A 23,674-nucleotide genomic window follows, 5' to 3' on the forward strand; every position below is an offset into this window, starting at 1 on the left:
ACGGGGCTCTGCGGGCATGCGCGTGCGGTCAGCGGGCAAGTCCGCGAACCAGACGCGGGCTGGTTAGGCTGCCGGCGTCGGCTGGTTAGGCTGCCGGCGTCGGCTGGTTAGTCTGCCGGCGTCGGCTGGTTAGTCTGCCGGCGCGTCCGCGATCGCCCGGCCGCGCACCTTTTCCACGTGCTCGGTCATTTTCCGCGCGGCTTTCTCCGGGTCGCCGCTCATCATCGCATCCAGCACGGCCTGGTGCTCGGAGATTGCCTGCTCAGCATCGGTGATGCCCACTCCCCCGAACAGCCTGAAGCGCTGAATCTGTCCGCCCAGGGTGTTATAGGCCGCCAAGAGGAACTGGTTGCTGGCCTGGGCCGCGATGAGCTGGTGGAATCGCTCGTCTGCTTCGAGATAGTTGCGGTATTCAGCGAACGTCCCGCCCCTGGGAGCTGTCTTCAAGTCCTCCACAGCCTGCTTCAGCGCTTCCAAGCCCTCCGGGGTCATGCGGGCACACGCCAGGCGGGCGTTGACGGGCTCAATTGAGAGCCGGGCTTCCATCAGTTCGGCGAAGTCTTCGCGGGTGAAGACCGGCGCCACCCGGTAACCCTTCAGCGCGACACGACGCACCATCCCCGTATGCTCCAAGCGGGCCAGCGCCTCACGCACCGGCGTCGGCGAAACGTCCAGTTCCCGCGCCATTCCGTCGATGCTGACGGCAGCTCCGGGCTCCAACCGGCCGTCCATGAGCCATTCGAGCAAGGCTTCATATACGTGGTCGGCCAGGACTTGGCGACTGACAGGAAAGCCGGGGCGGGCGACTGCCGGCGAAGGTTGAGACATGCCACAAATCCTATAGGAACGCGGACCCATGGCCGATAGGGAGACGTCGTCACATTGCGCTGGATGCCGGTAGTTACAGGTGACCGGTACTTAAGCACGACTACTTAAGGCACGACGCCGGCACGCACCACTGGAAACGAGTGGTGAGTGCCGGCGTCGTGGCGTGCTGTGGGTTAGTTCGCGTAGAACGGGTAGTCCGTGTAACCCTCGGCGCCGTCCGCGTAGAACGTCGAAGCGTCCGGTTCGTTCAGCGGCAGGCTTTCACGCCAGCGGCGGGCAAGGTCCGGATTCGCGATGGCGGGACGGCCAACCACCACGGCGTCGGCGAGACCTTCTTCGATGATGGCGAACGCTTCATCGCGGGTAGTGATCTCGCTGAAACCGGTGTTGACCAGGAAAGTGCCGTTGAAACGCTCGCGAAGATCCTGGACCAGCGCACCCTTGGGCTCGTGGTGCAGGATGCTCAGGTACGCGAGGTTGAGCGGAGCGATGGTGTCCACCAGCACTTCGTAGGTGGCCCGGACATCGGTGGCATCCGTCTCGGCGATCCCCTGCACGTTGTGCTCCGGGGAGATCCGGATGCCGACGCGGTTGGCACCCAAGGCTTCCACCACAGCGTTGACGGTCTCGATCACGAAGCGTGCGCGGTTCTCGGGAGAACCACCGTAGCTGTCGGCACGGACGTTGGAATTCGGGGCAAGGAACTCGTGCAGGAGGTAACCGTTGGCGGAGTGGAGCTCAACGCCGTCGAAGCCTGCCTCAATAGCGTTCTTCGACGCTGTGACGATCTCCTGGATCACTCCCGGGAGCTCGTCAGTGCGGAGTTCACGCGGCACGGGGTAGGCCTGCTTGCCCTGCGGGGTCCGTACCTCACCGTCAATGGCTACCGCGCTGGGAGCCACGATCTCGTGGCCACCAGTGATGTCGGCATGCGAAACCCGGCCGCCGTGCATGATCTGGGCGAACATCCGGCCACCCTCTGCGTGAACGGCATCAGTCACCTTTTTCCATCCGGCAATCTGGTCCTCGGTCACGAGGCCAGGCTGCCCCGGGTAGGACTGGCCTGCCGGCGTCGGGTAGGTTCCTTCGCTCACGATCAAGCCCAAGGAGGCGCGTTGACGGTAGTGCTCGGCGATCAAGGAACCGGGCACACCCTGTTCGCCGGCGCGGAGTCGCGTCAGCGGGGCCATTACCAGTCGGTTGGAAAGTTCAAGCTCGCCGAGGGCCAAGGGGGAAAACAGCATGCGCAGTTCCTTTCAGAATGAAACAGGTTCATTGCGCACAACTGCATGGCGTCTGCAACTATTCCGACTGAGTGGCAGATCACATCCTCGTTGCCGCTCCTGCTTCGCCAGGTCCCCCCGCTTGCTGATCCAGCAGCGCATTCACCCTGCGGAAGTAGGAGCCCCAGTAACGGCGGCATTCTTCTCCTTCCAAGGAGAAGTCACCAGAGACTTCAAGGTCGCTCTCAATGGTCAGCCGGGATCCGCCTCCGATGCCCTCCAGCCTGTACCTCGTGAGCATGTCAGGGCCGACCGGCACCCGCGGGCGGGTGACGGCCATCTGCTCCGGAACCTCTTCGACGACTTCCAGTACGCCGATGTAGCCGTTGCGGTGGAAGAAACACTGAAGTTCGCCCGGCCCATCCGGAATAGCCGGCACGGACAGGGCGTGGTACACGCCGTCCTCCAAGGAGAGGGACGATTCAGCAGGGCGAATGACGGCCCACACGGCGGACGGTGAGTGTGCAAAATCCTCGGAGGCAACGACGGTGGTCGTCGTCGACTCCCGCGCGATGGCCCCGGGAGACCCAACAGCGCTCCCGGCCTTGCTTTTCCGCCCAAGCATCACCCCCTGAACGAAGGTCAGCAACAGGCCACCGACCACCAAGGCAAGAACAGGGATGCCCCGGTTGTCGTTGCGCTGCAGCATGGATGCACCAAGGACACTAAGGGACACCAGCCCTGAGAGCGCCAGCACCGCAAAATAGCCAATAACAGTACTTTTCACAGGGATAGAGTGTCACGGCCACGCGCCCAGCCCGGGCTGACACACGCCGCCGCTGTTACTTGGTCAGCTCCCGCATGGACTCGTCGAAGCACTCACAGAGGGCAAGGACGGCCACCAGGTGCGCTTCCTCGGCATGTGGGGGGTCCGTGTTGATGTTGATGGCTTCACTGACGGATTGGGCCAGGTCCTTGGAGTCCCTGCCTGTCAGAGCCCACACCTTGGCGCCGGCGGCTTTGGCAGCGGTCGCGGCGTTGCGGAGATCGTCCGTAATCCCCTTGGCAGCCAGCAGCACCACGATGTCTCCCTGCCTGACCACTGAGGGAATTTGGTCACTGATGGTTTCCCCGGTTTCCTTGCTGGCGACGATGGCCGTGAACGAGCCGGGGCTGCCGTCGTGAGGATGCGCAGCGCCATGGGCGGTCAGCTCGGAGGTAAACCGGTCGGCTTCGTGGGCTGAGCCGTCGCTTCCGGCAGCGAACACACTGCCTCCCCGCAGGCGGACACGGGCCAGCTCTTCGCCCCACTCGGCGAGCCTGGACGACTCCCGGCGCAATGCCGCCACGGCCGGGCCGATCTCACCAAGGTGGCCAAGGACGACGTCGACCGCATGCCGGTTCGCCTTCGACTCCGTACCGCGGATCGCCTGACCTGTCCGTCTCACCACAATGCTCACTTTCCTACCTCCGCTTCGTCGTTGAAACTACAGGTTCCTTTCATCCTCACGCGTCGAGCCGTCGCGCCTGCTCCGGTCGCGTGTGAGTCGCTCACCCTCAGCCAGATTGGAGCGGTCAGATGCGTCGGCACGGTCCCCGTCATGGGAACCGTTTACGTCCTCGGCACGGTCCGCGCCGGCAGTGCCGCGGTCGTTTGCGCGGCTGGCATCGGCGGGTCGGGCCGAAGCGGCATTCGGATCAAGCTTTTCGGCATGCCGAAGATGTTCCTCGACGCGTCCGTGCGCTTCGTCGGCCTTTTCCGCGTGCTTTTCGGCGTCCATACGGAGCCGGTTCGCTTCGGCTTCAGCTTGCAAAGCATTGGCCTCGGCTTGGGCAGCATCCGCTTTGGCTTGATGGGCGCCAATGGCTTCTTCCTGCGCCTTTTCGCGCAATTCCTCGGCCCTGCGATGGTTGACTTCGGCCTTCTTGCGGCGTCCGACGACGACCGCGAAGATCACAGCGGCGATGACCACCACGGCCAGCACGATGATCAGTACCAGTTGTCCTGTATCCATAAGGATTACCTCCCTGGTGAGCGGGCTTCTGTGGGCGCCGCTCGCGGCCCTCGCTGTGCTTAATATCCGAGTCGTACCCAGATCGGGTTATTCCTAAACGTTTCCGGGTCCGCCTCTCCTTTATGGTAGCTAGTTATCAGGTTACTTACTAGTTTCAGCTGCCGGTCTCCTCCGGATCTTCCCTGGCGCGCTTCGCGTCCGGCGTCTCCCCGGAGTCATCCGGGACAAAAGTAGGGTCCAGTTCAGTTGTGAAGTCGCCCGATCCGGCGGTGCCTTTGTCATGTTCGACGGCGGCAGGCGCCTCTTGCCCGGACTGTTCCGCTGGCGTCTCTTCAGCCTTGTTTGCTTCCTCGCTCATGGCCTCAATGTAGGCTTCGCCGGGGAAGCCTGTCGAGAGCGGGCGACCTTGTGCCTCGGCATGATCTCTGTTTCGCTGGGAAGGTCTCCAGAAGAGCGGGACCCACCCCCAGCAGCACAGCAGGGAGATCCAAAAGTGAAAGCAGTGACATGGCAAGGCCGGCGCTCACTCAGCGTCGAAGACGTTCCGGACCCCTCCATCCAGGAGCCCACGGACGCGATTGTCCGCATCACCTCCACCGCCATCTGCGGCTCGGACCTTCACCTGTATGAAGTCCTTGGACCGTACATGCATAAAGGCGACGTCATTGGCCACGAGCCCATGGGCATCGTGGAAGAAGTGGGATCCGGGGTCCATCGCCTCAAGAAGGGCGACCGCGTGGTTGTCCCCTTCAACATTTCGTGCGGGCACTGCTACATGTGCAACCTCGGCCTGCAGTCCCAGTGCGAAACCACTCAGGTCAAAGCAAAGGGTTCAGGAGCGGCTCTGTTTGGCTATTCCGAGCTGTACGGCTCTGTTCCGGGCGGGCAGGCCCAGTACCTGCGGGTGCCCTTCGCGGACTACGGCCCCGTGAAAGTGGACTCGGACGCGCCGGACGAGCGCTATCTTTTCCTCTCCGATATTTTGCCCACCGCGTGGCAGGCAGTGGAGTACGCCAATGTTCCCGAAGGTGGAACCCTGGCGGTCCTGGGCCTGGGACCGGTAGGCCAGTTTGTCACCAGAATCGGCCTGCACAAGGGCTTCCGGGTCATTGGCGTCGATCCCGTTCCGGAACGGCGTGCCATGGCAGAGTCGCGTGGTGTGGAAACACTGGACTACAGTTCGGACGTTTCCGGAAAAGTCCGCGAGGAAACGCTTGGCCGGGGGCCCGACGCCGTGGTTGACGCCGTGGGCATGGAAGCGCATGGCTCCCCGGTGGCTTCCTTCCTTCACCGGGCAGTATCCCTCCTTCCGGACAAGCCCGCACAGGTCGCCATGGAGACCATGAGTGTGGACCGGCTTGCCGCGCTCCACACGGCCGTGGATATGGTCCGCCGCGGTGGCACCATTTCCTTGAGCGGCGTCTACGGCGGCCAAGCCGACCCCATGCCCCTCATGACCATGTTCGATAAGCAGATCCAGCTCCGCATGGGTCAATGCAATGTACGCAGCTGGATGGACGACCTGCTCCCGTTGGTAGAGGACGACGCCGATCCCCTGGGAGTGATGAACCTGGTCACGCACACCGGTGGCCTGGATGAGGCGCCTGCGCTCTACGAGAAGTTCCAGAAGAAGCAGGACGGCTGCATCAAGGTGGTGCTGAAGCCCTGACGGCGGGACGGGTATCCCGGACGCCTACGCCAGATGCTTTCCGCCCGTGACACCGATGACCGAGCCCGAAATGTAGCTGGAATCCTCGGTGGCCAGCAACACATAGGCAGCCGCGAGTTCGGCGGGCTGTCCGGCCCGGCCCAGCGGAATGCCCAAAGGGGACTCCCCCCGTTCTTCGTGGGCTGGGTTCTGCGCGGGCGGGGCGGACGGTTGCGCCGTTGTTCCTATGTCCCCGGGAGCAACGGCGTTGACGCGGATCCCCCGGGGTCCCAAGGCTTCGGCCAAGGAAAAAGTCATGCTGTTGACGGCTGCTTTGCTGGCGGCAAAGTCGATCAGCCACCGGCCGGGTTGGTAGGCCTGGTATGAGGAAGTGTTGATGATGGCAGCCCCGGGCTGCAGATGCGGCAGTGCAGCCTTGCAGAGCCAGAACAGGGCGTAGACGTTGGTTTTGAAGGTCCGGTCGAACTGTTCGTTGCCCAGGTCTTCAAGACCATGGCTGGTAAAGAGCTGATAGCCGGCATTGTTCACCAGGACATTGAGTCCGCCGAATTCGGCAACGGTCTGCGCTACGGCTTCCTGGCAGAATTCCTCGTCCTGCAGGTCACCGGGAAGGGCGAGCGCCCGACTTCCGGCGTCTTCGATGAGTTTGACGGTTTGCTCGGCCTCCTGCTCATCCTCCGGAAGATACGTAAAAGCGACGTCGGCGCCTTCACGGGCGTAGGCGAGCGCCACGGCCCTGCCGATACCGCGTTCACCGCCGGTGATCAACGTGCGCATGCCCATCATCCGGTGGTGGCCAACATAGTTGCGCTCGCCGTAGTCCGGGCGGGCAATCCCGGCCTCAGCCCACCCCGGGTCCTGGAGCTGAGGCCCGCTGGCTGCGGCCGGGTTTGCGCCAACAGGAGCTTCGGATTCCTGGGCGTCGTCTTCGGGAGGATCCTCGGAAGGGCGGATTACCTGGTTCACAAAGGCCATCGCGATGTCCTCATCCAAGTCCGCTTGTCCCGATTCCCCATTCGGGGTGTCCTGAACCATGGCTTCAGTGTAAGCATCCTGGCCGCTGGCGGAGTACGTTCAGGAAGTACCCAGAATTGCTCGTTAGCCTAGCAATTGTCAGCGTTGGACTACATCGAAGGAGATCCCATGGGACTCGGAGACAAGATCAGCAACAAGGCACAGGAAGTCACCGGCAAGGCCAAGGAAGCCTTGGGTGACGCCACGAACAACGAGAAACTGCAGGCCGAAGGTGTTGCCGACCAGGCAGCAGCCAAGACCAAGCAGGCAGGCGAGAACGTCAAGGACGCCGCGAAGGACGCCTTCGACAAGTAAGCCCCACAGCTCGACCAACAAACGCAGAACACACAGCAGAACGCCCCGGCTCCCCCAAAGGAAGCCGGGGCGTTCTGCGTCGGCCAAGCAGGTAGCAATCAATGCCGCCGGTTTCTGATAACCGCGTCGGCCGCTCCCCGTTGGGTGGGTCCGGCTACTTTTGAGCGGGAAGGACCAGGCCGCCCGACTTGTCCGTGGACAAGGCGAGGGACGAGATGTACTGCGGTTCGCCGTCGGGACCGTCCTGGCCGGAGCGGAGCATGTCGGGGCGTTCGAACTCCAGGCCTGTGACGTGGCAGAGGAGCTTGGCGTCGCTTGGGTTGCCGTCGGCGTCGAACATCGGCAGCTCGATGCCGTCGTCGGTGCGGCGCAAGTAGTAGCGGCCCTTGGTCGCCAGAGCCAGCACCGGCGGCAGCACCAACGCCAGGCCCACAGCGAAGATCGGCGAGAACGGCTGGACGGCGGAGCCGAAAGCACCGAAGAACACCGCGATGGAAACTCCGGCGGAAACCAGCATGGACACGAAGCCCACCGGGTTCACGGCGTACAGCATGCCGCGCCGGAATTCCGGAACCTTGGGCGAGATCTTCAGCAGGTACTTGTTGATGGCGATGTCCGAGGCTACCGTGACCACCCACGCCATGGCGCAGTTGGCGTAGAAGCCCAGAATGGTGTTGAGGAACTCGAACATGTTCGACTCCATGAGGATCAATGCGATCACCAGATTCACCACCACGAACACCATGCGGCCCGGGTAGGTCTTGGTGATGCGGGTAAAGGAGTTGGTCCAGGCAAGTGATCCGGAGTAGGCGTTGGTCACGTTGATCTTGATCTGCGAAATGACCACCAGCACCACGGCCAGGGTCATGGCGAGCCAGGCCGGCATCATCTCTTCGTAGACGCCCAGAAACTGGTGGACCGGCTCATTGGCGTGGACTGCGGCTGCGGGGTCGAGCTTGGCGATGAGGTAGATGGCGATGAACAGGCCGATGATCTGCTTGATGGCGCCGAAGATCACCCAGCCCGGCCCGGCGAGGATCACTGCACGCCACCAGGCGCCCTTGTTTTCGGCGGTCTTGGGCGGCATGAAGCGCAGGTAGTCGATCTGCTCGGCGATCTGGGCCATCAGGGACAGACAGACGCCTGCGGCCAGCATCACCGACGCCAGGTTGGGTCCGCCGTCGCCCGAAGCACCGGTGAACGCGAAGAAGGCGTCGATGCTCTCAGGGTGCGAAAGAAGAAGGTAGCCCACCGGAACCACCATCAGAAGGAGCCATAGGGGCGTGGTCCATACCTGCAGCGTGGCCAGGGTCTTCATCCCGTAGATCACCAGCGGAATGATGATGATGGTGGACACGGCATAGCCGATCCACTGCGGAATGCCCAGGCCCAGCTGGAGGCCCTGGGCCATGATGGAGCCTTCCAGGGCGAAGAAAATAAACGTGAAGGTGGCAAAGATGATGTTGGTGACCACCGAGCCGTAGTAACCAAAACCGGAGCCACGGGTGATGAGGTCAAGATCGATGTTGTAACGGGCCGCGTAGTAGGCAAGCGGAAAACCTGTGGCGAAGATGATCACTGCGGCCACGATGATGCCGAAGATGGCATTCACCGTTCCATAGGCAATCCCGATGTTCGCTCCAATGGAGAAGTCGGCCAGGTACGCAATTCCACCCAGGGCGCTGGTTGCCACCACGCCGGCGCTCCACTTCCGGTAGGAACGCGGTGCGAACCGGAGCGTGTAGTCCTCCAGGCTTTCTTTCGCTGCGCTCATTGCGTCGGCGTTGCCTGACGCTGGAACGGTTGAGGTGCCGTTGACGACGGCGGGGCCTGCCGCCGTCGTCGGCTCCAGCGTTGCGGTACTCGTCGTGTCGTCGCTCATGCGGGCTCGCTTTCTTCGTGGGTCCTGGGCTCGTCCACGACGCTAGTCACGCAGCGCGTCAATTCAGTCACGGGCGTGTTTCGCAGTTGTAACTTCTGCATCAGGGCTACCAAAGCTTCCATCACCAAAATCCCGGATCACCCTTTGTGCGCACCCCACAAAATGCCCTTCCACCTGCACGGATACCGTCGAGGACATGACCCACGCACCCCAGGAAAAGACCGTCCACGCCATTCTTGACACCGCCCGTCGGCAGGTCCTGGAACGCGGCGAGGGCCTGAACGAAGACCAGCTTGTCGAGATTCTGCGGCTGCCTGACGACGCCATCCCGGCGGCACTTCAACTCGCGCACGAAGTTCGGCTGAAACACTGCGGCGAGGACGTGGAGGTGGAGGGCATCATCTCCATCAAGACCGGCGGCTGCCCTGAAGACTGCCATTTCTGCAGCCAATCCGGGCTGTTCGACTCCCCCGTCCGCGGGGTCTGGCTGGACATCCCGGAGCTCGTCAAGGCAGCCAAGGAAACCGCCGCGACAGGAGCCACAGAGTTTTGCATCGTCGCTGCCGTGCGTGGCCCCGACATCAAGCTCATGAACCAGATCAACTTCGCGATTGACCGCATCAACGAAGAAGTGGACATCAACATCGCGTGCTCCCTGGGCATGCTCACCCAGCGCCAGGTGGACCAGCTGGCCGGGTGGGGCGTGCACCGGTACAACCACAACCTTGAAACGGCCCGCAGCTACTTCCCCGAAGTCGTCACCACACACAGCTACGAAGAACGCCTTGAAACCTGCGCCATGGTCAAGGCTGCCGGCATGGAACTCTGCTGCGGCGCCCTGATCGGCATGGGCGAATCCGTGGAGCAACGCGCCGAACTGGCCGCCCAGCTCGCCGCCCTTGAACCGCACGAAGTCCCCCTGAACTTCCTCAATCCCCGCCCCGGAACGCCTTTGGAGAACCAGGGGATCATGGACGGCAAGGACGCCCTCCGCGCCATCGCCGCCTTCCGCCTCGCCATGCCACGCACCGTGCTCCGCTACGCCGGAGGACGCGAACTGACGCTCGGCGACCTCGGCACCCGGGAGGGTCTCCTCGGCGGGATCAACGCCGTCATTGTCGGCAACTACCTCACCACCTTGGGCCGTCCTGCCAACGCCGACCTCAATCTCCTGGTGGAGCTGAACATGCCCATCAAGGAGCTCCAGAAGTCGCTGTGAGGGCCGCGGTGCCGCCCGCCTACTGCGGGCACTGCGGAGGTGAGGGCCCGACGTCGGACGCTCACCAAAGCTGCCGACAGCAGTTGGTGATGGAGCCGCCGCGCTATTGCCCGGCGTGTCGGAGGCGCATGAAGGTCCAGGTCACGCCGTTGGGATGGACGGCCGAGTGTTCACGCCACCCCCTCACGAGTTTTTGTACAGATAATGCTCCTAAAAGCGCTCCATAAGGCCATTATCTGTACAAAAACTCCCTGGGTAGAGTGGTCTTATGGGCGAAAGCCGGGACCTGTTAACACCGGAGCAGCGCAGCCGCAACATGTCCAAAATCCGGGGAAAGGACACCAAACCGGAGTTGCTGGTCCGCAGGCTCCTGCATGCCAAGGGCTACAGGTATCGCCTGCACGGCCAATCCGGCGGATCAAAGCTCCCCGGCCGGCCCGATCTGGTGTTCGCCGGCCGCCGCAAGGTCATCTTCGTCAACGGCTGCTTCTGGCATTTCCACGACTGCAAGGCCGGCCTGCATGCTCCTGCCGCGAATGCGGACTTCTGGGCGGCCAAGCGTTCCCGGACCCGGGAGCGGGATGCCCTGCAGCGGGAGCAACTCGGTGCGTCCGGCTGGCAGGTGCTGACGGTCTGGGAATGCGAGCTGAAGGATCTTCCGGTTCTCGAAAACCGCTTGACGGATTTCCTGGGCAGGCGCGCCGGCTACGGCCTGGAGGACGTTGAGGGGGCAGACTCGACGGGGTGATCGGAGCCAACACTGTGTGATCCCTGCTCCCAGAGAGCATAGGCCGCGGTCCCGCCGATGCCGAGGAGGATCGCCAGGCAAAAGGCAATAGTGACCATCAGCCCAGGCGATGGGCGAGCACTGCTGTCCACGCTTTTCCCCTCTCCTTGGTAGACGCTGGAAGGTCCCCCGGATCAGGGATTTCTTCTGTTCGCCCTACTCTGCGGCCCGGGAATCAAGACTCCCTCTGAGTCCGCTCAAGATTGGATCAAGCTTTGCTTTTATGGCACTTCCGCTGTTCCACGGGTTCTACTGTTGAAGCGTGAATCGATTGTTCGGAGGCGGGAGGGGTTTGGTGTCTGAGTATGACGAGTGCACAGACGCCTTGGTGGATCACACCGTTCTCACGGGACTCCAAGCCGAGCTCGGCGGCGACCCCACCATCATCCACGCGTTCGTTCGCAATTACGTGGCCCTGCTGCCCTGGCGGGTTTCCCGGCTGCATCGCGCCCTGGACAATCTCGACATCGAAGACGCCATGGACGCGGTCCTGAGCTTGAAGACGTCCAGCCATATGGTGGGGGCGATCTGCATGGAGCGCCTGGCGACGGAACTGGAGATGAGCATCCGGCTGCTGCCCACTGCCGATCACCTGCACGAACTGACGGATCAAGTCCGTGCGATCGAGAACTTCGTCTTCGGGACCATCCGGGAGTTGGAAACCCCGATTCCGTAAAATTCTTCACCTTAATGAAGAAAACCATTGACTCGCTAAAAATCTTCACTATAGTTGTGTGAGTTAGCTCACCAACGAAGGATGCGGCAATGACCACCGAGACTCCTGCCCCACCAGCCACCAGCGAACTGCTGGCGACTGTAGGAAACAAGGTGCGCACCATGCGCAAGGCAAAGGGCATGACCCTCGCCCAACTCTCGGACATTACAGGCCTCAGCCAGGCAATCGTCAGCCAGATCGAACGCGGCATGGCCAACCCATCCTTCACCACGTTGGCCCAGCTGGCCCACGGCCTGGACATCCCCGTAGGGAGATTCTTCATAGGCCAGGACGAATCAAAGTCCCCCGTGGTCCGCAGGTCCGATCGACGCAACCTGAAGAACGTCACGCGCGAATCCGTCGGTGAAGCAGTACATGAACTGCTCACCCCGAACCGCGATGGAAGCATCGAAGCACAGTGGATCAGCACGCCCCCAGGGCACGACACCAGCGACACCCCTTTTACCCACAGCGGTGAAGAGTTCTGCTACATCATCTCCGGCCGTAAAGACGTCTATTTGAACGGCGTCTGCTACAGCCTCGAAGAGGGCGACTCCATCACCTACTCCTCAGAGATCCCCCACTGGTACAAGAACAGCTACGAAGAGGTATGCGTAGCCATCTGGGTCAACGCACCACACGCGTGGTAACCCTGCCGCCGTACAACGGCGCCGGCGTTTTCCCTTAACCGTCCGGGCACGAACACGTGGCCGCTGACACTCCTTGCCACTTTCGCATCAAACGCCTCCAACGGGCGTTCCTGCGTCATACCCTCCCACGCCCTCCCGGGCGTCAGCGTAAGGACACTTCCATGCTCGACATCCAAACGGACAACGTAGTCCCCTCACCCAAAACCCATGAATCCACTGCCGTGAAGAACGCCAGGTTCACCCCGGAAGTCCGTAAGGGCCTCCTCGGACTTGGCCTGGGCAACGCCCTTGAATGGTACGACTGGATGGTCTTCGGCCTCCTGTCAGCCTTCATCGGCCCCAACTTCTTCCCCAATACCGATCCCCTCTCGGCAACGCTGAACGCCTTGGCCGTGTTCGCCGTCGGGTTCGCTTTCCGCCCCTTGGGCGGCATCCTCCTGGGCACGCTGGCGGACCGGATCGGCCGACGACGCGTCATGCTCCTGTCCATCATGCTGATGGCAGGCACCACCCTAATCATCGCTATCACCCCGAGCTACGCAACCATCGGCCCTGCCGCCGGCATCATCCTCCTGGTGTGCCGCGTCCTGCAGGGAATCTCGACCGGCATCGAAGCTCCGCTCTCCACGTCCCACGCCGTGGAACTGGCACCGGAAGGCCGCGAAGGGTACGTCGCAGGCATCATGTCCTTCTATGTGAACATCGGCATCCTCATGGCCTCCCTGGTCAGCTTCCTCTGCAGCCTGGTCATCGGCGGGACCGCCATGGGCGAGTGGGGTTGGCGGGTCCCGTTCATCATCGGCGCCCTCTTCGGCTTCGTGGTCCTCTACCTCCGCCGTTCCCTCCCGGAAACCCTCAAGCAGGAGGAAATGGCAACCAACACCCCCCGCGCAGTCTGGAAGGGCGTCGGCAAGCACTGGTTGTCCGTCCTGGCCATCATCTTCGTGGTGGGCGCGGCACAGGCCTACAACTACGCCTGGAACGTAGGCCTCCCCAGCGCCGCCCGCAGCGGATTCAAGGAAGATCCCACCGCTGTATTCGCCCTGACCACCATCCTGGGCGTCATCCTGGTCATTGGCAGCTGGGTCATCGGAAAACTCGCCGACGGCAAAGCGATGTCCACCTGGTTTCTGGTCACCCGCATCCTTGCCATCCCCGCGGTCTTCCTGATGCTGCTCTACGTACAGCCGGGCATCGGAGGCTTCGCCGCAGTCCTCCTGGGCGGCTCGATTGTCCTGGTGCTCAACATGACCCTCTACAACGTGGTCAGCTCCTCCCTGATGCCCAAGAACATCCGCGGCACCGGCGTAGCCCTTGGCTACGGCATCGGTGTGGCCCTCTTCGGCGGAACCGCCTCCTACCTCCTGGTCTGGTTCCAATCACTAAACCTCAGCTGGATCTTCCCGGTCTACGTGGCCGTCCTGTCCATCCTCAGCATCGTTTTCTACATCGCCGCCCGCCGCAGCAACGGCATCTTCGTCGGCAAGTAAGGACTTCACCATGAACCCGTTCGAACACCACACGTCCCTCGAACTCAGCACTTCGACGGCGGACCTCACCGCCCCGGTCATCTCCCGCTCCGATGTCCTCGTCGTAGGTGGCGGGCCCGCCGGTGTGGCCGCCGCCGTCACCGCAGCGCGCTCCGGCGCGAAGGTCACCCTGCTCGAACGCTACTCATCCCTGGGTGGCCTCGCCTCCGGCGGCATGGTCCTTGTCCTCGACGACATGATCAACGGCCAGGAAATCACCGTCACCGGTATCGTCTCCGAGTACGTCGAACGCCTGCAGAAGCTGGGCCTGGCCATCGTCCCGCCGGCCGATGACCGCAAGACCTCCGAGGAACTCTGGAACAAGTGGGGGCGCTTCGGCACCTTCGACTTCCACTCCCACACCAACCCCAAGCCCATTTGCTACGCCGCCGCCTTCGACCCCGACGGCTGGAAGCGCGTATCCAACGACCTCGTCCGCGAAGCCGGAGTGGACCTCCGCCTGCACTCCTGGTTCTCCCGTCCCATCGTGGACAACGGCGTGATCAAGGGCGTCATCTGCGAAACGAAACTTGGCCCGCAGGCCTTCATGGCCGACGTCGTCATTGACACCACCGGTGACATCGACGTCGCATCCCGTGCCGGTGCCAGCTACGCCAAGGACAACTACCTCACCACCTTGGTCTTCCGCCTCGGGAACGTCGATACCAACGCGGCCGAAGCCTTCGAGCAGGCCAATCCGAAGGAAGCCCGCGCCATCAACCGCAAGATCAAGCGCCTCCTCGGCGGCGCCTGGGAACTGTGGTGGCTCAAGACCCCCATCGACGGCGTCGTCTGGTGCAACGCCCCGCACATGACCGGTTTCGACGGTGTCGACCCCGCCGACATGACCGCAGCAGAGTTCGCTGCCCGCGACCGGATCTCCGAGGCCGTGGATTACGTCCGCGCCAACCTCCCGGGCTTCGAAAACTGCTACATGCTGGACGTCGCCTCCCAGATGGGCGTCCGCCAGACCCGGCTCCTGCAAGGCGAATACGTCATGACCAAGGACGACGTCACCCAGCGCCGCCACTTCGCAGACACCGTGGCACGCGGCCGGGACTACTACTACCCCTACCGTTCTTTGCTGCCCAAGGAAGTGGACCAGCTCCTGGTGGCCGGACGGCACTACTCGGCAACGCCCGAGGCCCAGAAGATGTCCCGCGAGATCCCGCCCTGCATGGCCATGGGCCAAGCCGTCGGCGTCGCGGCGGCTCTCGCCGTCGAGAACAACGTCCTGGTCCGCGATGTCGCGGCAGCGGACATCCAGCAGGGCATGCGCCGCCACGGTGCAGACCCGGGCGACGTCCCGTCGTCGAACGCCACCGTCGACTCCGAAGCAGCGGTGCCGGCATGAGCACCGTGACCCTGGAACAAGCAGAACACACGACGGCGGCACACGCCGCAGAGTCCCGGGCACCCATGCGGCTCCCCCTGGACGGCATCAAGATCGTGGACTTCACCCAAGTGTTCATGGGCCCGTCCTGCACCCAGCTGCTGGGCGACTACGGTGCCGACATCATCAAAGTGGAACGGCCCGGCGCCGGCGACATTTCCCGCAACTCCTTCCCGGACCAGGACGGGCAGGACAACCCGATCTTCCTGTCCATCAACCGGAACAAGCGCAGCGTCTCCGTAGACACCCGCACTGATGAGGGACGCGAGGTACTGCACCGGCTCATGGCCGACGCAGACGTCGTGGTCAGCAACTTCCGCTCAGGCGTCATGGAACGCATGGGCTTCGGCTACGAAGACCTGCGCGCAAAGAACCCTGGCATCATCTGGGCTTCCGGCACAGGCTTCGGCCCCGAAGGACCCTACTCCCACAAAGGCGGCCAGGATGCGATCGCCCAGGCCTATTCCGGCGTGATGTGGCGCCGCGAGTCCGAAGACGCCAAGCCGGCCATCTACCCCACCACCCTGTGCGACTACATCACCGGCATGCACCTCATGCAGGGCATCCTGCTGGCGCTGCGTACCCGGGAGACCTCGGGCACCGGCCAAAAGGTGGAAGTGACCATGTACGACTCCATGCTGCACCTCCAAATGCAGGAAGCGTGCATGCAGCTCAACCGCGGCTACGAGGTCAACTGGGGTGCCATGCCTTTGAGCGGAGTCTTCGAAACCACCAACGGCGCCGTGTGCATGGTGGGTGGCTTCACCCCGGACCCGTTGGCCCGGATCTCCGATGCGCTGGACCTCGACGAGGACCTCACCGAACGGCCCGGGTTCGCCACCTTGGAACAACAGTTCAAGAACAAACCCGCCCTCCAGGCAATCTTCCGGGAGCACTTCGCCACGAACACCACCGAATACTGGACCGCGAAGCTTGAGGAACAGGGCCTGCTGAACGCCCCCGTGCACACCTTGGAGCAAGCGCTCGCCGACGCACAGACCGAAGCCAACGGGATGATCGTCGAAGCTGAACATCCGACGGTGGGCACCGTGAAAATGCTGAATGCTCCCATCCGGCTCTCCGCCACCCCTCCCACCATCCGCAGGACAGCACCCCGGCTGGGCGAGCACAACGTCGAGGTCCTGCTGGAAAACGGCTTCGATGAGGAAACCATCGAACGCCTGCAGCAGTTGGGAGTCCTGCGATGAGCGTCGTGGTTGAAGAAACCGTGGACGAGGTCACGCTGACGATCACCGGTGGAGTCGCCACCGTGGTCATCGACCGGCAGGGCGTGCTCAACGCCGTGGACGGCGCCACGCACGCACGGCTCAACGAAATCTGGGCCCGGCTGGAGGCAGATCCATCCGTGCGGGCCGTGGTGGTCACCGGCGCCGGGCCTCGCGCGTTCTGCGTTGGCGCCGACATGTCGGCAGAGGCAGTGGACAAGACCGGGCTGGAATACTGGGCAGGGCTGGACCCCAACGGCTTCGGCGGCCTCAGCCTCCGCACCAGCCTGGACATCCCCGTCATCGCCCGGGTCAACGGGTATGCCTTGGGCGGCGGCATGGAAATCGTGCTCGGCGCAGACATCGTGGTGGCGGCCGATACCGCGAAGTTCGGTTTGACCGAACCCCGGGTCGGGCGCTTGGCGCTCGACGGCGGCATCCACCAACTGGTGCGACGCGTCCCCTACACGCAGGCCATGGGAATGCTGCTGACCGGACGCAAGGCCGATGCTGCCGAAATGCGTTCCATGGGGCTCGTCAACGAGGTGGTACCCGCCGAGGAACTCGACGCCGCAGTCCAGCGCTGGGTGGAGCAGATCCTTGCCTGCGCGCCCACTTCGGTCAAAGCCGTCAAACAAATGGTCAGCCGGACCGGCCACCTCACGGCCAAGGAAGCCCGGGGCATGCGTCTTCCCGCCCTGATGGCCGCGCTGGACAGCGAGGACTCCGCAGAAGGCGTCCGGGCCTTCCAGGAGAAGCGTCCGCCTGTGTGGCCCGGCCGCTGAGTAAGCGCCCACCACCAGCCACTTCAGGCACCACAGCACCGCATTTGCACTGAAAGGAACCACATGCCTCTCTCTTCTGCGCCCAAAAACCGTGAATCCCTCCCGCCCGGCGTATGGGGCGTTGTCGCCACGCCGTTCCAAGGCAGCACCCTGGACGTGGACCTGGACAGCCTCGCCGGACTCGTGGAGCACTACGAGGCCATAGGGACAACCGGCCTCACCGTCCTGGGCGTCTTCGGCGAAGCGGCCTCCCTGACACCGCAGGAACGCCGCGATGTCCTGGAAACGGTCATCGACAGCACCGCCCTTCCGCTGGTGGTGGGCATCACCGCTCTGGCCACCCGGCCGGCCATCGAAGAGGTCCTGGCCGCACAGCAGATCGCCGGCCCGCGCCTTGCCGCGGTCATGGTGCAAGCGAACTCGCCCCGCGCCGAAGCAGTCATCGCCCACCTTGATGCCATCCACCGGGCAACAGGGGCGAAGGTTGTCCTGCAGGACTATCCCCTCGCCAGCGGCGTCAGCATCCCGACACCGGCATTGATCACTGCGGTCAACGCCTGCGCCTCGGTCATCGCAGTCAAAGCCGAAGCCCCGCCCACCAGCGTGGCCATCGCGCAGCTGCGGGCCGCCGTCGGGGTTTCCATCTTCGGCGGCCTGGGCGGCCAGGGCCTCCTGGATGAACTCCTGGCAGGCGCAGCCGGTGCCATGACCGGTTTCTCCTATCCGGAAGCCCTCATTTCCTGCGTGCGGGCCTGGCAGGACGCCGGATATGCAGCCGCCGAACGCGAACTGCAGCCATACCTGCCGCTTATCAACTTTGAGCAACAGGCGAAAGTTGCCCTCGCCATCCGCAAGGAATGCCTTCGCGAGCGCGGCCTTATCAAGGACTCCGGCGTCCGTGCACCGGCGGCCGGATTCCCGGACGTGCTGCGCGAGGCCATGAACTTGCACCTGGCAGAAGCCGCTGCCGCACTGGCAGCACACACCACAGCAGGGAGCATCTGATGGATCTGGGCATCGCAGGAAAGACAGCGCTCGTAGCGGCCTCGACAGGCGGGCTTGGGTTGGCCGCTGCACGGGCACTGGCCGCCGAAGGCGTCCGGGTGGCAGTGGTGGGCAGACGGCGTGAGCGGGCCAAGGAAATCGTTGCCGAACTGCAGGCCGCCTACGGCACGGGAACTCTTGGCAGCACCGGCTTCGACGCGGTCGCGATCGAAGCTGACCTGGGCACTGAGGAAGGCATCGAATCCGCCGTGGACCAGACCGTGGCAAACCTCGGCCCGATCGACATCCTGGTCCTCAACGGTCCCGGGCCCAAGCCCGGCGCCGCCGCGACCCTGAGTTCGGCGGACATGGCAGCGGCTTTCGACCTCCTGGTCAAACCCCATCACGCCCTGGTCTCCAGGGTCTTGCCGGGAATGCGTGAACGCCGCTGGGGACGCATCCTGGCCATCGGTTCCAGCGGGGTCACTGCCCCGCTCCCCAACCTGGCGGTCTCCAACACCGGTCGTGCCGCGCTTGCCGGCTACCTCAAGACCCTCGCGGCCGAAGTCGCCTTGGACGATGTCACGGTGAACCTGCTCCTTCCCGGCAGGATCGCCACGGACCGCGTTGCCCAATTGGACCAGGCCGCCGCCAAACGCCGGGGTACCACACTGGAGGACATCCAGCTCGAATCCCGCAAGACCATACCCGCCCGACGGTATGGAGAACCTGCCGAGTTCGGTGCCGCCGCGGCCTTCCTGTGCAGCGCACCGGCGTCGTACATCACCGGAGTCGCGCTCAGGTGCGACGGCGGCCTGATCCGCAGCCTGTAACCCATCTACCTAAGGACCGACATGACCTCCACGACTTTTGATACCAGCCTCACAACCGGCGACACCCCCGGACCACACCTCACCGCCCAGCACCTCATCAACGGCCAATGGCTCGGCGAGGCCGGAACCAGGCGGATGAACCCGGCCCGTCCGGATGAGCTCGCCGCGCTCTCCCCCAGCGGCTCCGCCCAGGACGTGGACGCCGCCATCACGGCCGCTGCTGCCGCGCAGCCTGCGTGGGCCGCCCTGCCCGCACCGGCTCGCGGTGCCATACTGATCGCAGCCGGAAACCTCCTCCTCGACCGCCAGGCCGCCATTGCCGAGGATCTGGTCCGTGAAGAGGGCAAGACCCTGGCCGAAGCCAAGGGCGAAGTGAAACGGGCTTCCGACGTGCTCCGCTTCTTCGGCTCCCTGGGCTGGGCCGCCACGGGTGAAGTCCTGCCCAGTGGGCTTCCTGACACCACCATTACCACCCGCCGCGAAGCATTGGGCGTTGTCGGGCTCATTACGCCTTGGAACTTCCCTATCGCCATCCCCGCCTGGAAGACCGCACCGGCCCTCATCAGCGGCAACACCGTGGTGATCAAACCCGCCGAGCTCACTCCCCTCTCGGCCACGCACCTTGCCCGCGCCCTCCAGGATGCGGGACTCCCGGCGGGAGTCTTCAATGTGGTCCACGGCAAGGGCCGCATCGTGGGCGATGCCCTGGCCCGGGACACCCGGATCGCCGGGCTGTCCTTCACCGGCTCAACCAAGGTAGGTCTCGGGCTGCAGGAAATCCTCAACGCACGCCGGGCCCGTGTCCAGTTGGAAATGGGCGGCAAGAACGGGGTCCTGGTGCTGGACGATGCCGATGCCCGCAAAGCCGCGCAGGTGGTGGCCGCCGGGGCATTCGGGCTGACGGGCCAGGCGTGCACGGCAACGTCGCGCGTCTACGTGACACCCGGAATCCGCCCTGCCTTCCTGGAAGCCCTCGTAGCGGAAGCGGCCACCTACAACCCCGGGGACGGCCTTGGCAGTGGTGATTCGGGTGAAGCCCGAATGGGGGCCGTGGTGAGCAGGCAGCAGTTCGAGCAGGACCAGGACGCGGTGCGGACCGCCGTCGAACGCGGTGCGACGCTCCTGCACGGAGAGTACGACGGCGACCCCACCGGTCCGCTGTTCCTCGCACCGGCCGTCCTCACGGACCTGCCGTTCGACGACGCCGCAGTCACGGAGGAGATTTTCGGTCCGGTAGTGGCCGTGCTCGAGGTTGCCGACTACGAAGCGGGACTGGCCGCCATCAACGATTCCCGGTACGGCCTCACGGCAGGAATCTGCACGGACTCGCTGGCGTTGGCCACCGACTTTGCTGCACGGGCACAGGCCGGAGTAGTGAAAGTGAACCGTCCAACAGCGGGTCTGGACCTGAACGTTCCCTTCGGCGGAGTCAAAGATTCCTCCACCAACACGTTCCGCGAACAAGGCCGCTCCGCGCTGGACTTCTTCACTTGGGGCAAGACCGTTTACACAGGGGTGTAGCCCGCCATGAGCTACGTGATCGCCCAGCCGTGCGTGGATGTGAAGGACAAAGCCTGCATCGACGAGTGTCCGGTCGACTGCATTTACGAAGGCGACCGTTCACTGTATATCCACCCCTCGGAGTGCGTGGACTGCGGGGCCTGTGATCCGGTGTGCCCGGTGGAAGCGATCTACTACGCGGACGACGTCCCGGACGAGTGGGCAGACTATGTCCGGGCGAACGCCGAGTTCTTCGAGGATCCGGCCCGCGACCATCCTGTGGTCGCGGCCGAGCCCTTGCGGATTGCCTAGTTGTTGTTGACGGCCGGGGCGAGCCGGTACCCGACGCCGCGGACCGTCTCGAGCCACCGCGGGCCCTGGATGCTGTCGCCCAGCTTCTTGCGCAGGTTGCCCATGTGCACCTCTACGGCACGTTCGTCCGCGTCGCTGACGTAGCTGCCGACGTCGTAGGGTTCGTTGCGAAGGCGACGGGCAAGATCGGCCTTGGTCCGCACGATCCGGCCGGTTTCCAGGAGCGCCAGCAGGAGATCGAACTCCGTGCGGGTGAGCTTCAACTCGGTGCCGTTCAGGATTGCCGTGCGGGAACCGGCCGAAACGGCCAGTCCATTGTGGATCATCTCCGGATCCGCTTCTTCCGGCGCGCTCTTGATGTCCGACGACGCACGCGGCCTGCGCATCATGGCCTCCACCCGGGCACGCAATTCGCGCGGCCGGAAAGGCTTGGTGAGGTAGTCGTCGCCACCGGCCTCCAGGCCCATGAGAGTATCGAGTTCCTCGGCGCGGGCCGTGAGCATGATGATGTAGGCGTCGGAGGACTTACGGATCTGCCGTGCGACCTCGAAACCGTCGATGTCAGGAAGGCCGAGATCCAGGGTGATGACGTCCGGGTTGAGTTCGCGGGCCGACGTCACACCGGCAGAACCCGTCGACGCAGTGTGAACATCAAATCCTGCTTGGGAAAGAACTACCCGCACCAACTCGCGAATATCCTGGTCGTCTTCAATGACCAGCCCCACACGTACTTCACTCATCGCTGCCCCTCAGCCCCTTCGATAACCTCAGAAGTATATCCGTTATGGTTAGGCTGATCTCATGAACCGAATTTCTTCCGCACCCGTGGTGGTTGTGCCATGACCCAACCCTCAGCTTGGGATATTGGCGAAAAGAAGAAATTGTTGATTTTTCAGCGCTCGTTCCACGAACATACCCTGCGGATGCGGGTTGTCCTCAGTCAATTGCCGTTATCGGTGTGTGTCTGTCTTTCGGCAATTCTGGTGTGGCTGTTTATCCCCGCCACACTCGAAAACCCGTTGTTCCTCATCTTCCTGCTGAGCCAGGCATTCCTGTTGGCACTGTGCATTGTGGTTCCTTGGCACCGCCTGCCCTTCGCCAGCTTCCTCACCATCCCCATCCTGGACATGGTTTCCATAGCCTTCGGCAGGGAAGGCGGACAGGAGGCGCTTACCGGCCTCAGTGTCCTGGTGGTGTTGCCTGTCATCTGGTTGTGCGCTTCCGGCCTCTACCCGCGGCTGGCCATCGTCATGTCCTTCCTGGGCCCGCTCGGAATTGTCTGGGTACCGGTCTTCCTTCATAACCAGGTCAGCGAACAGGCCCTCACCAAACCCCTGCTGTTCCCCATCCTTATCCTCGGCATCGGCGTTTCGGTGAGTGTGCTCACCCTGAGCATGGTGCGCCAGCAGCGCGTCCTGGAGCAAAAGGACGAGGCCCTGAAAGAAGCGCTGGGTATCAGCACCAAACAGGAACGGCTGCTGAACACCGTCATGGAAGCCCTGCCGCTGGGCGTGGTGGCTGTTGACGGCGACGGGCACGACATCCTCATGAACAGGCGCCAGCGCCAGACCCACGCATTGGCCACACCGCCGGACAACGACGACCCCAACGAATCCCAGCTGCTGGTGTTCGACATTGACAGGAGCACTCCCCTGCCGCCCGACCGCCGGCCGGTGCGGCGCGCCGTCCTGGGCGAACGCTTCACGGACCAGCTGGTCTGGCTGGGTACAGGAGAGGAACAGCGGGCCTTCACCACCAGCGCCCGTCCCATGCTGGACGACGCCGGAAAGTTCGCGGGCTCTGTGGTGGTCTTCAGTGACGTCACGGATCTGGTGAACGCGCTGGCAGCCAGGGATGACTTCGTGGCCAACGTCTCCCACGAGTTCCGCACCCCGCTGACGTCCATCCTGGGTTACGTCGAGCTGATCCTCGACGACGCCTCCCTCGATGCCCATTCCCGCAAACAACTCGACGTCGTCAGACGGAACGCGGAGCGGCTGCTGACCTTGGTTTCGGACCTGTTGGCGGTGCGATCCGGACAGATCGTCATTCAACGACACACGGCAGACGTTGCCGAATTGGTGCGGGGAAGCGTCACCTCCGCCGAGCCCCGCGCAGCCAAGGCCGGCATCCGGCTCTCGATGGACCTGCCCGATGCCCTGGAAGCACGCGTGGACTCATCACGCCTGGCCCAGGTCCTGGACAACCTGGTGTCGAATGCCATCAAGTACTCCCCCGACGGCGGCGATGTGGAAGTTGCGGCCTGGGAAGATGAGGACTTTGTCTTCTGCCGTGTCACCGATACGGGCATGGGCATGAACGAGGAAGAACAGGCCGAGGCCTTCACCAAATTCTTCCGCGCCGGCGGGGTCCGCAAGAGCGCCATCCCCGGGGTTGGGCTGGGACTGCCCATCAGCAAGGCCATTGTTGAAGCGCACGGCGGGACCATCACCTTGGAGAGCGAGCCCGGGCGCGGAACCACCTTCACAGTGAAGATGCCCGCCTAGCTCTCAGCGTTTTGCCGGGGTGCCGCCCACCAAGCCGGATTCGCGTCGCCTGCCGAACAGGAAATAACTGACCGGCCCAAAGAAATTGATGAACGAAAGCGCACGCCACATCACTTTCTTCCCCCTGATGTTCGAGTCCGGGGTTTTGGCGATGCTTCGCTGCGCTGCCACCAGCAACGCCAGGTTCACGGCACCACTGACCAGCACAGAGATGCGCTGCCCTTTGCTCATATCACGCCACGTTTTCTTGCCGGCCATGGTGCCTCCTCAGGGCGAAAGGTCTACTTC

Annotated in this window: 26 protein-coding genes; 16 read left to right on the top strand and 10 right to left on the bottom strand. The window is 63.6% G+C overall.

Features of this window, described 5'->3' with window-relative positions:
- Nucleotides 1-129 precede the first annotated feature (129 nt).
- The 6 genes from PV760_RS04560 to PV760_RS04585 all read right to left on the bottom strand — a co-directional run bounded on the left by PV760_RS04560 (nucleotide 130) and on the right by PV760_RS04585 (nucleotide 4,424).
- Nucleotides 130-828, bottom strand: a complete 699-nt coding sequence (locus PV760_RS04560; RefSeq protein ID WP_039240132.1) for a GntR family transcriptional regulator — start codon at nucleotides 826-828, stop codon at nucleotides 130-132.
- A gap of 173 nt (nucleotides 829-1,001) precedes the next feature.
- On the bottom strand, nucleotides 1,002-2,072 hold the full coding sequence (locus PV760_RS04565; RefSeq protein ID WP_354627252.1) for an alkene reductase: 1,071 nt from the start codon (nucleotides 2,070-2,072) through the stop codon (nucleotides 1,002-1,004).
- 79 nt (nucleotides 2,073-2,151) lie between these two features.
- On the bottom strand, nucleotides 2,152-2,838 hold the full coding sequence (locus tag PV760_RS04570) for a hypothetical protein (RefSeq protein WP_354627253.1): 687 nt from the start codon (nucleotides 2,836-2,838) through the stop codon (nucleotides 2,152-2,154).
- A gap of 55 nt (nucleotides 2,839-2,893) precedes the next feature.
- The gene (locus PV760_RS04575) at nucleotides 2,894-3,478 is read right to left on the bottom strand and encodes an SIS domain-containing protein (protein ID WP_039240495.1); all 585 of its coding nucleotides are present in this window, start codon (nucleotides 3,476-3,478) and stop codon (nucleotides 2,894-2,896) included.
- A 60-nt stretch (nucleotides 3,479-3,538) separates the two neighbouring features.
- Nucleotides 3,539-4,066: a hypothetical protein gene (locus tag PV760_RS04580; protein ID WP_055974429.1), complete on the bottom strand. Its 528-nt coding sequence runs from the start codon at nucleotides 4,064-4,066 to the stop codon at nucleotides 3,539-3,541.
- Nucleotides 4,067-4,220: 154 nt separating this feature from the next.
- A complete protein-coding gene (locus PV760_RS04585; protein WP_354627254.1) occupies nucleotides 4,221-4,424 on the bottom strand; it encodes a hypothetical protein in 204 nt (67 codons plus the stop codon).
- 135 nt (nucleotides 4,425-4,559) lie between these two features.
- Here PV760_RS04585 and PV760_RS04590 point away from each other — a divergent pair, with 135 nt between their 5' ends.
- A complete protein-coding gene (locus tag PV760_RS04590; RefSeq protein WP_110505854.1) occupies nucleotides 4,560-5,735 on the top strand; it encodes a zinc-dependent alcohol dehydrogenase in 1,176 nt (391 codons plus the stop codon).
- A gap of 24 nt (nucleotides 5,736-5,759) precedes the next feature.
- On the opposite strand, the gene PV760_RS04595 is transcribed toward PV760_RS04590, so the two are convergent.
- A complete protein-coding gene (locus PV760_RS04595; protein ID WP_354627256.1) occupies nucleotides 5,760-6,770 on the bottom strand; it encodes an SDR family oxidoreductase in 1,011 nt (336 codons plus the stop codon).
- Between the two features lie 108 nt (nucleotides 6,771-6,878).
- On the opposite strand from PV760_RS04595, the gene PV760_RS04600 reads away from it, so the two are divergent.
- Complete coding sequence (locus PV760_RS04600) at nucleotides 6,879-7,064, top strand: CsbD family protein (protein ID WP_018777112.1); 186 nt, start codon at nucleotides 6,879-6,881, stop codon at nucleotides 7,062-7,064.
- Between the two features lie 154 nt (nucleotides 7,065-7,218).
- Here the strand turns inward: PV760_RS04600 and PV760_RS04605 are convergent, their stop codons facing one another.
- Nucleotides 7,219-8,946, bottom strand: coding sequence for a purine-cytosine permease family protein (locus PV760_RS04605; protein ID WP_018777111.1), 1,728 nt, complete (start codon nucleotides 8,944-8,946; stop codon nucleotides 7,219-7,221).
- A 196-nt stretch (nucleotides 8,947-9,142) separates the two neighbouring features.
- On the opposite strand from PV760_RS04605, the gene bioB reads away from it, so the two are divergent.
- From bioB to fdxA, 13 genes are all read left to right on the top strand, one after another.
- Nucleotides 9,143-10,165, top strand: coding sequence for a biotin synthase BioB (bioB, locus tag PV760_RS04610; RefSeq protein WP_354627257.1), 1,023 nt, complete (start codon nucleotides 9,143-9,145; stop codon nucleotides 10,163-10,165).
- A gap of 8 nt (nucleotides 10,166-10,173) precedes the next feature.
- Nucleotides 10,174-10,392 carry a biotin synthase auxiliary protein BsaP gene (bsaP, locus tag PV760_RS21455; RefSeq protein ID WP_082499785.1) on the top strand — a complete coding sequence of 73 codons (219 nt, stop codon included), beginning with the start codon at nucleotides 10,174-10,176 and terminating at the stop codon, nucleotides 10,390-10,392.
- A 41-nt stretch (nucleotides 10,393-10,433) separates the two neighbouring features.
- On the top strand, nucleotides 10,434-10,913 hold the full coding sequence (locus PV760_RS04615) for a very short patch repair endonuclease (protein ID WP_354627258.1): 480 nt from the start codon (nucleotides 10,434-10,436) through the stop codon (nucleotides 10,911-10,913).
- Between the two features lie 334 nt (nucleotides 10,914-11,247).
- Nucleotides 11,248-11,628, top strand: coding sequence for an Hpt domain-containing protein (locus PV760_RS04620; protein ID WP_018777108.1), 381 nt, complete (start codon nucleotides 11,248-11,250; stop codon nucleotides 11,626-11,628).
- 89 nt (nucleotides 11,629-11,717) lie between these two features.
- Nucleotides 11,718-12,317, top strand: coding sequence for a helix-turn-helix domain-containing protein (locus PV760_RS04625; RefSeq protein WP_018777107.1), 600 nt, complete (start codon nucleotides 11,718-11,720; stop codon nucleotides 12,315-12,317).
- Between the two features lie 161 nt (nucleotides 12,318-12,478).
- Nucleotides 12,479-13,807 (top strand): MFS transporter, encoded by a 1,329-nt coding sequence (locus PV760_RS04630; protein WP_018777106.1) that lies wholly within the window; start codon nucleotides 12,479-12,481, stop codon nucleotides 13,805-13,807.
- Between the two features lie 10 nt (nucleotides 13,808-13,817).
- A complete protein-coding gene (locus tag PV760_RS04635; protein WP_354627259.1) occupies nucleotides 13,818-15,200 on the top strand; it encodes an FAD-dependent oxidoreductase in 1,383 nt (460 codons plus the stop codon).
- The gene (locus tag PV760_RS04640) at nucleotides 15,197-16,447 is read left to right on the top strand and encodes a CaiB/BaiF CoA transferase family protein (RefSeq protein ID WP_026267074.1); all 1,251 of its coding nucleotides are present in this window, start codon (nucleotides 15,197-15,199) and stop codon (nucleotides 16,445-16,447) included. Before PV760_RS04635 ends, PV760_RS04640 begins: the two co-directional genes overlap by 4 nt.
- Nucleotides 16,444-17,250, top strand: coding sequence for an enoyl-CoA hydratase-related protein (locus PV760_RS04645; RefSeq protein WP_354627260.1), 807 nt, complete (start codon nucleotides 16,444-16,446; stop codon nucleotides 17,248-17,250). Before PV760_RS04640 ends, PV760_RS04645 begins: the two co-directional genes overlap by 4 nt.
- 63 nt (nucleotides 17,251-17,313) lie before the next feature.
- Complete coding sequence (locus PV760_RS04650) at nucleotides 17,314-18,255, top strand: dihydrodipicolinate synthase family protein (RefSeq protein ID WP_354627261.1); 942 nt, start codon at nucleotides 17,314-17,316, stop codon at nucleotides 18,253-18,255.
- Nucleotides 18,255-19,067: an SDR family oxidoreductase gene (locus PV760_RS04655; RefSeq protein WP_354627262.1), complete on the top strand. Its 813-nt coding sequence runs from the start codon at nucleotides 18,255-18,257 to the stop codon at nucleotides 19,065-19,067. The genes PV760_RS04650 and PV760_RS04655 overlap by 1 nt, the downstream gene beginning before the upstream one ends.
- 21 nt (nucleotides 19,068-19,088) lie before the next feature.
- Nucleotides 19,089-20,588 carry an aldehyde dehydrogenase family protein gene (locus tag PV760_RS04660; protein WP_193591013.1) on the top strand — a complete coding sequence of 500 codons (1,500 nt, stop codon included), beginning with the start codon at nucleotides 19,089-19,091 and terminating at the stop codon, nucleotides 20,586-20,588.
- Nucleotides 20,589-20,594: 6 nt separating this feature from the next.
- Nucleotides 20,595-20,879 (top strand): ferredoxin, encoded by a 285-nt coding sequence (gene fdxA, locus PV760_RS04665; RefSeq protein ID WP_055974393.1) that lies wholly within the window; start codon nucleotides 20,595-20,597, stop codon nucleotides 20,877-20,879.
- On the opposite strand, the gene PV760_RS04670 is transcribed toward fdxA, so the two are convergent.
- Nucleotides 20,876-21,619 carry a response regulator transcription factor gene (locus PV760_RS04670; RefSeq protein WP_064722050.1) on the bottom strand — a complete coding sequence of 248 codons (744 nt, stop codon included), beginning with the start codon at nucleotides 21,617-21,619 and terminating at the stop codon, nucleotides 20,876-20,878. The genes fdxA and PV760_RS04670 overlap by 4 nt on opposite strands.
- Nucleotides 21,620-21,718: 99 nt before the next feature.
- Here PV760_RS04670 and PV760_RS04675 point away from each other — a divergent pair, with 99 nt between their 5' ends.
- Nucleotides 21,719-23,386, top strand: a complete 1,668-nt coding sequence (locus PV760_RS04675; RefSeq protein ID WP_354627263.1) for an ATP-binding protein — start codon at nucleotides 21,719-21,721, stop codon at nucleotides 23,384-23,386.
- 3 nt (nucleotides 23,387-23,389) lie between these two features.
- Here PV760_RS04675 and PV760_RS04680 read toward each other — a convergent pair whose 3' ends face one another.
- A complete protein-coding gene (locus PV760_RS04680) occupies nucleotides 23,390-23,644 on the bottom strand; it encodes a PLDc N-terminal domain-containing protein (RefSeq protein WP_018777096.1) in 255 nt (84 codons plus the stop codon).
- Nucleotides 23,645-23,674 lie beyond the last annotated feature (30 nt).

Source organism: Paenarthrobacter sp. CC6 (assembly GCF_040560085.1).
GTDB lineage: Bacteria > Actinomycetota > Actinomycetes > Actinomycetales > Micrococcaceae > Arthrobacter > Arthrobacter nicotinovorans.